This is a genomic window from Halomonas sp. NCCP-2165 (genome assembly GCF_023708045.1).
GTDB lineage: Bacteria > Pseudomonadota > Gammaproteobacteria > Pseudomonadales > Halomonadaceae > Bisbaumannia > Bisbaumannia pacifica.
Map to the genome: position 1 here is coordinate 93,702 of NZ_BRCY01000002.1, position 12,203 is coordinate 105,904.

The window sequence follows — 12,203 nt, forward strand, 5'->3', positions numbered from 1 at the left end:
TGTCAGGGGCGCGTTCCTCCTGCACCGGGAGGAACGTCATATACCGCGGCCGCGCCTGGCGCGGCCGCGGAAAGTCTACTTACTTCTGACGCGGATTGCGCAGGGTCTTGGCGTGGGTGAAGTAGCCACGCTGGCGCATCAGTTCGCGACGCAGGTCCGGATGCGGGGTGAAACGATCGCGGCCATGCAGCCAGAAATGGTTGTTGATCAGCAGGAAACTCCCCACCGGGTTGGGCACCGAGAGGATTCCCGGGCTGGTCTCCAGGGACTCGGAGAGGTCGGTGAGCCAGTTGCCCTCCTCGAAGTCCTTGGGCTGCACGAATTGATCGATATAGGACATGATCGGACGCCCCTCACGATCCACATCGAAGACCGCATGGTAGATGTCCTTGGCGACATTCTTGCTGGGCGGCGCGCTCCAGCGCATCTCGCGACGCGCCATCGGATGGGCGTAGAAGCGCTCCAGGTCGGCCCAGTCGTCCAGGTGCAGCAACAGGGAATTGCCGCCTTCCATGTTCTGCTCGTCGATCTTCATCATCAGCACATAATCGGTGTCCTGCTCGACGAAAGTGCCATCGTTGTGCAGCTCCATCACCCGGTGCGGTTGACGCAGGTAGCTGTCGGAGTCGTCGACGTTCTTGACCACGAAGCGAGCATAGTACTGGCCGCTCATGGCGTCATAGTTGGAGCGTCCCATCAGGTGAGCGACGGCGGTGGCCACCTTGACCATCTCCTCGGCCTGGGCCACCTCATCGAGGCCTTCCGGGGTCACCTGCAGGCCACCGGTGGCGCGGTCCACCAGGGTGTTGATCAGTACCGGCTGCAGGGTGTTGCCGCACAGGTCGTCGAGCACCTTGGCGACCCGGAAGCGCAGCATCGACTTGTACTCCAGCGCCTGTACCGGAGTATCGGCGACGGCGGCCAGGAAGGCCTCGACCACCTCACGGGACAGCGTCAGGTCGAGCAGGCGCGGGGAGTGGCTGCTCGGCTCCAGGGTGAAGCCCTGGATGGCCTCGGGCAGCGGCATGGCGGCGGGAAGCTGAGTCAAGACGGTCATGGTTGGCTCCTGGCTGGCGTTGTGGGCCCTCTGGGGCGCCCTTATTGACGACACAATACAAAAATATCGACATTTATAATTTACGTCAACCAGTATCCGCAAAGTAGGTATTATTCGATCGTCTATCCCATTAGGCGGCTCATCGATGGATTGGGTATCATGTCGACAAGATAAGGAGTGAACCCATGGATACCCCCCCTCGGCAGAATCAGGGCATCAGCGCCTACACCTGGCTCAAGAAAGACATTATTCGCGGCGTCTTCCCCCCGGGCGAGAAGCTGCTGATGAGCCACCTCAAGGAGCGCTACGACCTGGGCGTCGGCCCGCTCCGCGAGGCCCTGTCCCAGTTGGTGGCGGAGCGCATGGTGGTGGCCATCAGTCAGCGCGGCTACCGGGTCGCCAGCATGTCCCTGGCGGAGTTGAATGACCTCTATGACGCCCGCTCACAGCTGGAGGGCCTGCTGCTGCGCCTGGCCATCGAGCGCGGCGACGACGACTGGGAGGCGGAGATCCTCGCCCATGCCCATACCCTCTCCAAGGTGGTCGAGGTGAACGGCCCCGACGAGGTGCTGGATATCTGGGATGCCCGCCACAAGGCCTTCCACCAGGCCATCGTCGCCGGCTGCGGCTCCGAGCACCTGCTGCGCATTCGCGCGAGCCTCTTCGACCAGGCGGAGCGCTATCGCCATCTGTGGCTGCGGGAGACGGTCTTCTCGGAGGCGGCCCTGGCCACCAAGCGGGACGAACACGCGGCCCTGGTGGAGGTGATCCTCGACCGGGACAGCCCCAGGGCCTGCGCCATGATGCGCGAGCACCTGATGACCCCGGTACCGATCATCGCCGGGGTGCTGGAGCGCCGCGGCCTGCTCTAGGCCTTGGGCCCGGACAGCCGACAACCACAAGGCCCGCGGCGATCGCCGCGGGCCTTGTCTTGTGGTCGCAGGGAAGCGTGGCTAGCTAGCGAGCTTCAACCCCACCAGGCCGGCCAGTACCAGCAGCAGGCTGAGCAGGCGCAGGGGAGTGGCGCTGTCGCCATAGATCAGCATGCCCAGCACTACCGTGCCCAGGGCGCCGATGCCCACCCAGATGGCGTAGGCGGTGCCCACCGGCAGGACCTTCATGGCCTGGGCGAGCAGGTAGAAGCTGGCCAGCATGGCGACCAGGGTAAAGAGGCTCGGCCAGAGCCGGGTAAAGCCCTCCGAGGCCTTGAGCCCCAGGGCCCAGGCGACCTCGAGCAGGCCGGCGGCGACGAGCAGGATCCAGGCGGTGGTCATGGGAGTGCCTCCGGGTCGGTCGGGGCCGTCCCCGGTGAGTGCGATAACGGCGGGTCGTCCCGCCGCGGCAGCAAGCCTAGCAAAGGGGGGCTCCCGGTCAAGGGGAACTAGTCGAACTCCCGGCGCCAGCGCACGAAGTCGTTATGGGCCGCCTCCCGGCCCTGGGGCCTGAGCCACAGCCGCTGCCCCGGCTGGCACTGGGCCAGGCGCGCGCAGGCCAGGGGCGTCAGGCTGCCCAGGCGCGGATAGCCGCCGATGGTCTGGCGGTCGTTGAGCAGCACGATGGGCTGACCATCCGGCGGCACCTGCACCGCCCCCAGGCCGATGCCCTCCGAGACCAGGGAGTCGATGGCGCACTCGAGCCTCGGGCCGGTCAGGCGCACCCCCATGCGGTCGGCCCGGGCATCGACCCGCCAGGGGTGATGAAAGGCGGCGAACAGGCTCGAACCACGAAAGGCACCGATCTGGGCGCCGGGAATCAGCGCCAGCCGGGGCTCGGCCGTATAGTCGGGGCGTACCGCCAGCGGGGCCTCGGCGGGGCCGGCGGCGGGGCCACCAGGCCGAAACGCCAGGGCATCCCCCGCCGCCAGCGCCCGGCCCTCGCCGCGATGGCCGCCCAGGCCCTCGCGCACCACGCAGGCCAGGCTCCCCAGCTCCGCCTCGCCCCGGAAGCCACCGCTCACCGCCAGGTAGGCCCGAAGCCCCGCCCGGGGCGTGGCGAAGGCGAGGCGCTGGCCGGCGCCGAGGCGAAAGCGCCGCCAGGGCGCCAGCGGCTCGCCATCGAGGGTCGCCCCCAGGTCCGCCCCGGCCAGGGCCAGCCAGGCGTCCCGCTCCGCCACCAGGGTCAGCCCCCCCAGGGTGATCTCCAGGGCCGCGGCGCCCCAGGCATTGCCCGCCAGGCGATTGGCCCAGGCCCAGGCGTGCGGGTCCGCCGCTCCCCCCTGGGTCACGCCCATCCGCCTGACACCGAAGCGCCCGGCGTCCTGAAGCAGCGCCAGGGGACCGGCTTGCTCCACCCGCAGTCTCGCCAATTCGCTCATGCGCCCTCCTCCATGGGGGTGGGGTCGCCCCCCAGTTCGATAAAGGTCTCCCGGTCCACCGCCTCGAAACGCACCCGATCGCCCACCGCCAGCAGGCTATAGCCTTGGCGGTGGCGATCGAAGAGCGCTATCGGCGTGCGCCCCAGGAGGTTCCAGCCCCCGGGGGATGCCGCGGGATAGGCGGCGGCCTGGCGCCCCGCCACCGCCACGCTGCCCGCCGGCACCCGGCGTCGCGGGGTGGCCAGGCGCGGCGCCTCCAGGCTCGCCGGCAGCCCCCCCATAAAGGCGAAGCCCGGGGCGAAGCCCAGGGCGAAGACCCGATACTCCGCCTGGGTATGGGCGTGGATCACGGCCCCCATCTCGCCATCGAAACGCCCGGCGAGACGCTTGAGCTCCGGCCCCACGCTTTCGTCATACCAGACCGGCAGCGTCTTGAGCGGAGCCCGCTCGGCGCCAGGCTCCCGGGGCCTCAGCTCGGCGAGCAGGGACAGCAGTCGGCGGCGCGCCTCGCCGCCGTCCAGACGCAGCGGATCGAAGCACACCAGCAGGGTGGTGTACGAAGGCACCAGGTCGATCAGGGCCGCGCCGAAGTTCGCCTCGCAGGCGTCCATCAGGGCCTCGATCCAGGCCAGGTTGGCCTCGTCGATCTCCTCGAAGAGGCGTACCAGCCAGCCATCCAGCCCCGCCGACTCCAGGCGCGGAGTAGGACGACTCATAGCGCCTCCAGGGCCTGGCGAATGGCCACCACGGCGGCGATGGACTCGGGGTTGTCGCCGTGTACGCAGAGGGTCTCGGCCTGGAGCACCAGCTCGCTGCCGTCACTGGCGGTCAAGGGCTCGCCCCGGGCGATACGACGCGCCTGCTCGACGATCCGTGCCGGGTCATGGTGCACGGCGCCGGGCTCGCGGCGCGAGACCAGGCGCCCCTGGCCATCGTAGGCACGATCGGCGAAGGCCTCGAACCACAGGGTCAGGCCATGACGCTCGGCCAGGCGCCGGGCCGGGGCATTGTCGCGGGTGGCCATCACCATCAGCGGCAAGCCGGCATCATAGGCCGCCACCGCCCGCATCACCGCCGCGAGGATCGCCGGATCGCGCATCATGTCGTTGTAGAGGGCGCCATGGGGCTTCACATAGCCCACCCGGGTGCCCTCGGCGCGGCAGATGCCCGCCAGGGCGCCCAGTTGATAGAGCAGCAGGCTCTCCACCTCCTCGGGGCTGCAGGCCAGCGAGCGTCGCCCGAACCCCACCAGGTCCGGATAGGCGGGATGCGCCCCCACGGTGACGCCATGGGCCACCGCCAGGCGGACCGTGGCGCGAATGGTATCCGGATCGGAGGCGTGGAAACCGCAGGCCACATTGGCCAGGTCGACATGGGGCATCAGCTCGCTATCGCGGCCCATCACCCAGGGCCCCAGGCTTTCGCCCATATCGGCGTTGAGTCGTAGTCGGGTCATGTCCAGGCTCCTCGTCATGGCGATGACGTCGTTGTGCTTTAAAAACAATTTATAGATAAATTGATGGTATTTCATCATCAAATAGTCTTAGAAACATTGACGTATCATCTATAGGGGACCTAACCTCCCATCACACCAGCGACTACGCTGCGACTGTGAACCTCGGCGCCATGGCGACCGATACAACAACAGAGACCCAACCACGAGGAAGATTCGATGAAGACCCGTCTACTGGCAGGGCTGACCGCCACCGCCCTGGGCCTCGGCCTCACCACCCTGGGCACCGGCGCCCAGGCCGCCACCCAATGGGACATGCCTACCCCCTATGGCGATCGCACCTTCCATACCGTCAATATCCGCGAGTTCGCCGACGAGGTGCGCGAGCGCACCGATGGCGAGCTGGATATCACCGTTCACTCCAACGGCTCGCTGATCGGTCACCCCGAGATCAAGAACTCGGTGCGCCGCGGTATCGTGCCCATGGGCGAGCTGATCATGTCGCGGCTGGCCAACGAGAACCCCATCTACGAGGTCGACTCGGTGCCCTACCTGGCGGCCAACTACGAGGATGCCTGGACCCTGTGGGAGGCCTCTCGGGAGATCATCGCCGAGGAGCTGGCCAGCCAGCGCCTGCGTCTGCTGTTCGCGGTGCCCTGGCCGCCCCAGGGGATCTTCACCCAGCGGGCCATCGAGTCGCCGGATGACCTGCGCAACCTCAGCATGCGCGCCTACAACACCGCCAGCGAGCGCCTGGCCCAATTGACCGGCGCCGTGCCGACCCAGGTGGAGGTGCCGGATATCCCCACCGCCTTCAGCACCGGCCGTGTCGAGGCCATGGTCACCTCGCCGGCCACCGGCGCCGACACCAAGGCCTGGGACTACCTTAGCCATTTCAACCATGCCCAGCTGTGGCTGCCCAAGAACATGGTGATCGTCAACGAGCGGAGCTTCTCGCGCCTCGACGAGGCCACCCAAGAGGCGCTGCTCGAGGCCGCCGCCGAGGCCGAGCGCCGTGGCTGGGAGATGAGCCGCCAGGAGACCGCGGAGGCCCTGTCGGTACTCGCCGAGAACGGCATCCAGGTCAACGAGCCCAGCGCCGAGCTTGCCGGGTTGCTCGAACAGGTCGGCGCCACCATGACCGACGAGTGGGTCGAGCGCGCCGGCGACCAGGGCGCCGCCATCCTCGGCAACTACCTCAACGCCCGCTAGCCGGGGCCCGGGCCCCCAGGGCCCGGCTTCCCCCTGCCGACCGCATCACGGTGACTCCCATGCGCTATCGACTCCGCCCCCTCTACACCCTGGGGGGCTACCTGGCCGCTACCTGCCTGTGCCTGATCTGCGGCCTGATCACCGCCCAGATCCTCGGCCGCATCGTCGACCGACTCGCCATCCAGCTCGGCTTCGACCGCATCGGCCTGGCGATTCCCGGTCTCGCCGAGATCTCCGGCTTCCTGCTGGTGGGTGCCAGCTTCCTGGGGCTGGCCTACACCTTTATCCACGGCGGCCATATCCGCGTGACCCTGCTGATCGGCCGCCTGGCCCCCGCCTGGCGCGCCCAGGTGGAACTGCTCTGCCTTAGCCTGGCACTCCTCCTGGCCGCCTACCTGGGCTGGAACCTCTATTGGTTGCTGGAGGACAGCATCGCCTTCGGCGAGACCTCCTATGGGCTACTGAGTATCCCGCTGTGGATCCCCCAGTCGGCAATGCTGGCCGGCGTGATCCTGTTCTGCCTGGCCCTGCTGGAGGCCTGGCTCACCACCCTCGTTATCGCCCTGACCCGCCCGTCGAGCTTTCGCATCGACGACGCCGGCCACGAATAAGCCCGGAGTCCACCATGCTGTTGATGATGACCCTTCTCTTCGTGGCCCTGCTGATCATGCTGGGCAGTGGCGTCTGGGTGGCCTTCGCCCTGCTGGGCATGGGCTGGCTGGGTATCGCCGCCTTCACCAATGTGCCCACCGGTGACGTCATGGCCAGCACCATCTGGAGCGCCAGCTACAGCTGGGAGCTGACCGCCCTGCCGATGTTTATCTGGATGGGCGAGATCCTGTTTCGTTCACGCCTCGCAGAGGACATGTTCAGCGGCCTCTCGCCCTGGATGCAGCGGGTGCCGGGACGCCTGCTGCACACCAATGTGGTGGGCTGCGGCCTGTTCGCCGCGGTCTCCGGCTCCTCCGCCGCCACCTGCGCCACCATGGGCAAGATGACCCTCCCGGAACTCGGCCGCCGTGGCTATGACGACCGCCTGGTGCTGGGCACCCTGGCCGGGTCCGCCACCCTGGGGCTGCTGATTCCCCCGTCGATCATCCTGATCGTCTTCGCCGTGGCCACCGACCAGTCCATCGCCCGCCTCTTTATGGCCGGCGTCTTCCCGGGCCTGCTGCTGATCGCCCTGTTCACGGGCTATCTGATGCTCTGGGCCTGGCGCTACCCCGAGCGGGTTCCCCCCGCCGACGAGCGCACCAGTTTCCGCGACAAGCTGCGCCGCTCGAAGCGCCTGATTCCGATGATGGGACTGATCGTCGGGGTCATCGGCTCCATCTACGCCGGCCTGGCCTCGCCCACCGAGGCGGCCGCGGTGGGGGTGGCCCTCTCCCTGGGGCTGGCCCGGGTGCAGGGCGCCATGAACCGGGCAATCTTCCGCGACGCCCTGCTCGGCGCGGTGAAGACCTCCACCATGATCGCCTTTATCCTCGCCGGGGCCTCCTTCCTCACCGTGGCCATGGGCTTCACCCGGCTACCCAGTGAGCTGGCCGCCTGGATCGCCACCCTGGAGCTGTCGCCGCTGATGCTGCTGCTGGCGCTGACCCTGTTCTTCATCGTGCTGGGCTGCTTCCTGGATGGTATCTCGGTGGTGGTGCTGACCACCTCGATCATGCTGCCGATGGTGGAGGCCGCGGGCATCGACCTGATCTGGTTCGGTATCTTCCTGGTGATCGTGGTGGAGATGTCGCAGATCACGCCACCGGTGGGCTTCAATCTCTTCGTGTTGCAGGGCATGACCGGCAAGAACATCCTGCATATCGCCAAGGCCGCCCTGCCCTTCTTCGGGCTGATGCTGCTGGGTGTTATCCTCATCACCCTCTTCCCGCAGATCGTCACTTATCTGCCCGATGCCATGGGGAACCGCTAAATGAGTCAAGCACGCAGCAGCGCCGCCGATCCGCGCGGGCCCATCGTCTCCTCCGAGCACCTGTCGCGCAGCGCCCAGGAGCTCTCGGAATTCGAATTCGGCCTGATCATTTCCAGCCACGCCTTCAACCGCTGGATGGTGCGCTGCATGACCGCCAGCGGCTACCCGGAGCTGGGCGCCCTGGACGTGCTGGTGCTGCATAGCGTCAACCATCGGGAGCGCGCCAAGCGCCAGGCGGATATCTGCCTGGTGCTCAACGTGGAGGACACCCATACGGTGACCTATGCGCTGAAGAAGCTCACCAAGCTGGGCCTGGTCGGCGGCGAGAAGCACGGCAAGGAGACCTTCTTTCGCACCAGCGAGGCGGGCCGGGCGGCCTGCATGAAGTATGCGGAGATTCGCGAGGCCTGCCTGGTGGAGTCGCTCTCCTCCATGGGCATCGGCCGCGAGGAGATGCATCAGATCGCCGGTATGCTCAGGGCCATGTCGGGGCTCTATGATCAGGCGGCCCGCTCCGCCGCCTCGCTCTGACACGCCGAGCGCCGCCTCACCATAACGCCACCCCGCCGCCGCTCCCCGGAGCGGCGGCCTTGCTCAGGCGCCGTCTCCCTGGCGCCTGGCCCCGCGAGGATTCTTGGGATAGTAGCGCTCCGGCATCTGCTCGATATGCGAGAAGAAGCGGGTGTCCTTGTAGGGCATCTTCATAAAGCCGGAGACGCCGAGCCCCTCGATCAGCCCCACGGCGCTCAGGATATCGTCCAGGTAGTGGCGGAACTCCGCCTCCCGGGCCGGGTCGAGCAGCCGGTAGTAGCTATGGATCTTGAGGTGATTGGGCAGCGCCTCGAAGATGATCATGCCGGTGTGGTGGATCTGGTTGAGGGCCTCCAGGGAGAGGATGATCTCGTCGGGGAGCACCAGGAACTCCTCCGGGTCGGGACCATCCTCGAAGTAGGAGTGGACCCGGCTGCGGTCCTCCAGCTCCGGGGCGGCGCTGACCTCGTAGGGCAGGCACATGCCCGGGGTAAGGCGAAACGGCTGCTCCGGGCCGTGGCGGTCGATATGCAGGGTGTCCCGGGCGTTGAACAGGCAGCTCTTGAAGATGCCCTGGCGATAGATGCCCCGGGCCAGGCTGACCAGGTTGTTGACCGCCGCCACGAAGGCCGGCTTGAGCGCCGGGTCATGCAGGTTGAGGGAGGTGTCGATATAGACGCCGTCGGCCTCCCAGCGCACCGCCAGCCCCCCCACCACCGGGTACTTGCCGAGCCGGCTCACCGCCGCCAGGAAGGCCTTCTCGGTCTCCCCCATGCCCTGCATGAAGTTCTTGTAGTAGCGATCCAGCTGGACGTCGTTGACGTCGTTGAGGGTCTCCTCGGCATGCTCCTCGCGCAAAAAGGCCTTGCGGGAGGAGTAGACCACGGTATCGATCTCGCGGCCGGCGGGACGGGCCCAGACCGGCACCAGGGCGCTCTCGGCGGGCGTCGGCAGGTCGATCATCACCACCCGGGCCAGGCGCGGCATCTCGCTCAGGAAGTAGTCCCCGGCCCGGGCCCGCAGGCCGGGATCCGGGTCGAGCATGGCATCCAGCAGGCGGGCGAACTCCATGGGCAGGCCCAGGGAGGTGGCGGGGATCACCCGGTGGCCGAAGCGGCAGGACTGGGCCGAGGCCAGGGCATAGAGGGTGGCGGCGGCGCCCTGCTCGTCGAAGCGTGGCGAGGAGAGGGCCCCATTCAGCTGCTCCTCGCCGATAAAGTAGACGTCCCCCAGCCGGGCATTGGTCTGCTGGAGGTTGTCGGACATCAGTTCCATGACATTGGACGCCACGAACTGGCCGTTGGCGTCCAGTTGGGCGAATACCGAGGAGCCCCAGTCGATCAGCGCCACCTCCTCCCGGGCGGCATCGAAGACCAGGTTGGAGGGCTTGATATCGCCGTGGATCACCGGCTTGCCGGTGACGCCGGATTCCCGCCGCAGGTGGCGAAGGATATCCGCCAGCTGGTCGGCGATATGCACCACCAGGCGCGGCGCCAGGCGTCCCTCCCTGAGCGATACCTCCTCCAGGTTGAGGCCCGGGGCCCGCTCCATCACCAGGATCGACTGGTTGCGCACCCGCTGGTAGGCGATCAGCCGGGGCACCCGGGGATGGTCCACCTGCTCGAGCATAAAGGCCTCCTCCTCGAGGCGCTCCTGGAGGTGGGCCGGCAGGGTGACGCGGCTGAACTTGAAGACATACCGCTGGTCGAGGGCGGTGATCCCGGCGAAGACGAAGCCGTAGGCGCCCTTGCCCACCAGTTCGATCTGCCGGTAGCCGAGCTGCTCGAGCTGGGTGCGGCACAGCGCAACCCACTCGCGCAGCTTGCGGGCATCGTCCTGGCTGAGCAGGTAGATGGACTGCTCTTCGGGGATATAGAACTGCTGCAGGGGCGCCTGGCTCATCGACTCTCCTGATTGGGCCCCGGGGCACGCACCCTGGGTGAGGATAGCCCGAGGGCGCTTAGGGCAGCTGCGTAGGTCGGATAAGCCGCAGGCGCATCCGACGACATCCGTCGGATGCTCTCGCCTGCGGCTCGTTTATCCGACCTACAACGCCAACAGCAGGCTCTCGGGATCCTCCAGATAGCCCTTCCAGGCATTGGCGAAGCGGGCGATGGTGCCGCCATCGATCAGCCGGTGATCGCCGCACCAGGTGGCGGTCATGATCGCCCGGCGCACCACCTGGCCGTCGGCATCGAAGCGCGGCAGCCACTGGGTCTTGCCGATGGCGACGATGGCCGCCTCCGGGGCATTGATGATCGGCACCGCATAGGTGCCCCCCAGGGCGCCGATATTGGAGATGGTCACGGTGCCGCCGGTGAGGTCGGATGGCGCGACGCGCCCCTCCCGGGCCGCCTCGGTCAGGCGGCCCACCTCGGCGGCGATCTCCAGCAGGCCAAGCCGCTCCACCCCCTTGACGTTGGGCACGATCAGGCCCGCCTTGCCATCCACCGCCATGCCCACATTGACCCGGGGCAGGTAGTGAATCTCCCCCGCCGCCTCGTCCAGCCGGCTGTTGAGGATCGGGTACTCGAGCGCGGCCAGGGCCAGCGCCTTCATAAAGAAGGGCATCAGGGTCAGGCGCACCCCGCGGGCCTCGGCCTTGACCTTGAGGCGCTCGCGCAGGCTCACCAGCTCGGTGACATCGAACTCGTCGCCATAGGCGAAATGGGGGATCGACTGGGCGGAGGCGACCATGCGCTTGGCCATGGCCGCCTGGATCCCGCGCAGCGGCTCCACCCGGACTTCGTCCCGAGGCGCTCCACCGGCCTGGGCCGAGGCAGGCGTGGGACGCGATGGCGACGCAGCGGCCGGCTCGGCCTGGTCGCCGCCCTGGGGCGCCTCAAGATAGCGCTGCACATCCTCCTTGAGCACCCGCCCGTCCTTGCCGGTGCCGGGAATCGCCGCCAGGGTCAGGCCGTGCTCGCGTACCAGGCGACGCACCGCGGGGCTGGCGGGGATCCGCCCATAGGGCCCCTGGCCTCCGGTCTCCCTGGCGGGCGTCGGCTGCGCCGGGGCGTCTCCCCGGGCAGGAGCCGCGGCCTGGTGCCGGGCGGCGCCTTGGGCCGGCCGGGGAGACGCCGTCGCGGCCTCGCCACCCTCCGGCAGATAGGCGAACAGCGGCGTATGCACCCGGGCGCTCTCGCCCTGGGCGTAGTGGAGCCGGGTCACCCGCCCCGCCTCCGGGGCGGTGATCTCGACCATCGCCTTGTCGGTCATCACGTCCACCACCGGCTGATCCTCGGCGACCGTCTCGCCCTCGGCGATGCGCCACTCGACGATCTCGCACTCGACGATGCCCTCGCCGATATCCGGCAGGATAAAGTCCTTGCCGGCGGCGCTCGCCTCGCCGGCATCGGCGGAGGGCTCGGGGGTCGCCTCACCGGACTCGCCGGCCGGGGCCTTATCGGGCGGCGTCGCTGCCGCCTCGCGCCGAGTCTCGCTCTCCGCCTCGGCCTCGTCTTCGGCAACCAGGGCGAACAGCGGCGCATGCACCCTGGCGATCTCCCCCTCCTGGTAATAGAGGCGGGTCACCTTTCCCGCGTAGGGGGCGGGAATCTCCACCAGGGCCTTGTCGGTCATCACCTCGGCCACCGGCTGATCCTCGCTGATGGTCTCCCCCTCGCTGACCAGCCACTTGACCACTTCGCACTCCACGATACCTTCGCCGATATCGGGCAGCATAAAATCGCTCATTGTCGCTCTCCTCGGA

General features: G+C 67.9%; 12 protein-coding genes. 5 read left to right on the forward strand and 7 right to left on the reverse strand.

Annotated features, from left to right (window positions below; translation table 11 throughout):
* Positions 1 to 79 precede the first annotated feature (79 nt).
* A complete protein-coding gene (gene glaH, locus NFU04_RS01460; protein WP_251307764.1) occupies positions 80 to 1,057 on the reverse strand; it encodes a glutarate dioxygenase GlaH in 978 nt (325 codons plus the stop codon).
* 185 nt (positions 1,058 to 1,242) lie between these two features.
* Here glaH and csiR point away from each other — a divergent pair, with 185 nt between their 5' ends.
* Complete coding sequence (csiR, locus tag NFU04_RS01465; protein WP_251307765.1) at positions 1,243 to 1,929, forward strand: DNA-binding transcriptional regulator CsiR; 687 nt, start codon at positions 1,243 to 1,245, stop codon at positions 1,927 to 1,929.
* Positions 1,930 to 2,010: 81 nt separating this feature from the next.
* On the opposite strand, the gene sugE is transcribed toward csiR, so the two are convergent.
* The 4 genes from sugE to NFU04_RS01485 all read right to left on the reverse strand — a co-directional run bounded on the left by sugE (position 2,011) and on the right by NFU04_RS01485 (position 4,827).
* Complete coding sequence (sugE, locus tag NFU04_RS01470) at positions 2,011 to 2,331, reverse strand: quaternary ammonium compound efflux SMR transporter SugE (RefSeq protein ID WP_251307766.1); 321 nt, start codon at positions 2,329 to 2,331, stop codon at positions 2,011 to 2,013.
* 107 nt (positions 2,332 to 2,438) lie between these two features.
* On the reverse strand, positions 2,439 to 3,371 hold the full coding sequence (locus NFU04_RS01475; RefSeq protein ID WP_251307767.1) for a 5-oxoprolinase subunit C family protein: 933 nt from the start codon (positions 3,369 to 3,371) through the stop codon (positions 2,439 to 2,441).
* Positions 3,368 to 4,087, reverse strand: a complete 720-nt coding sequence (locus tag NFU04_RS01480; RefSeq protein WP_251307768.1) for a 5-oxoprolinase subunit B family protein — start codon at positions 4,085 to 4,087, stop codon at positions 3,368 to 3,370. Before NFU04_RS01480 ends, NFU04_RS01475 begins: the two co-directional genes overlap by 4 nt.
* Positions 4,084 to 4,827: a 5-oxoprolinase subunit PxpA gene (locus tag NFU04_RS01485; RefSeq protein WP_251307769.1), complete on the reverse strand. Its 744-nt coding sequence runs from the start codon at positions 4,825 to 4,827 to the stop codon at positions 4,084 to 4,086. Before NFU04_RS01485 ends, NFU04_RS01480 begins: the two co-directional genes overlap by 4 nt.
* 216 nt (positions 4,828 to 5,043) lie before the next feature.
* Here NFU04_RS01485 and NFU04_RS01490 point away from each other — a divergent pair, with 216 nt between their 5' ends.
* From NFU04_RS01490 to NFU04_RS01505, 4 genes are read left to right on the forward strand one after another with little or no spacing between them, the layout of a single operon-like run.
* Complete coding sequence (locus NFU04_RS01490; protein ID WP_251307770.1) at positions 5,044 to 6,036, forward strand: TRAP transporter substrate-binding protein; 993 nt, start codon at positions 5,044 to 5,046, stop codon at positions 6,034 to 6,036.
* A 59-nt stretch (positions 6,037 to 6,095) separates the two neighbouring features.
* Complete coding sequence (locus NFU04_RS01495) at positions 6,096 to 6,647, forward strand: TRAP transporter small permease (RefSeq protein ID WP_251307771.1); 552 nt, start codon at positions 6,096 to 6,098, stop codon at positions 6,645 to 6,647.
* Between the two features lie 14 nt (positions 6,648 to 6,661).
* Positions 6,662 to 7,960, forward strand: coding sequence for a TRAP transporter large permease (locus NFU04_RS01500; RefSeq protein ID WP_251307772.1), 1,299 nt, complete (start codon positions 6,662 to 6,664; stop codon positions 7,958 to 7,960).
* Positions 7,961 to 8,491, forward strand: a complete 531-nt coding sequence (locus NFU04_RS01505) for a winged helix DNA-binding protein (protein ID WP_251307773.1) — start codon at positions 7,961 to 7,963, stop codon at positions 8,489 to 8,491.
* A 63-nt stretch (positions 8,492 to 8,554) separates the two neighbouring features.
* On the opposite strand, the gene NFU04_RS01510 is transcribed toward NFU04_RS01505, so the two are convergent.
* Both NFU04_RS01510 and NFU04_RS01515 read right to left on the reverse strand, forming a co-directional pair.
* Positions 8,555 to 10,393: a protein kinase domain-containing protein gene (locus NFU04_RS01510; protein WP_251307774.1), complete on the reverse strand. Its 1,839-nt coding sequence runs from the start codon at positions 10,391 to 10,393 to the stop codon at positions 8,555 to 8,557.
* Between the two features lie 144 nt (positions 10,394 to 10,537).
* On the reverse strand, positions 10,538 to 12,187 hold the full coding sequence (locus NFU04_RS01515; protein WP_251307775.1) for a dihydrolipoyllysine-residue acetyltransferase: 1,650 nt from the start codon (positions 12,185 to 12,187) through the stop codon (positions 10,538 to 10,540).
* Between the last annotated feature and the right edge of the window lie 16 nt (positions 12,188 to 12,203).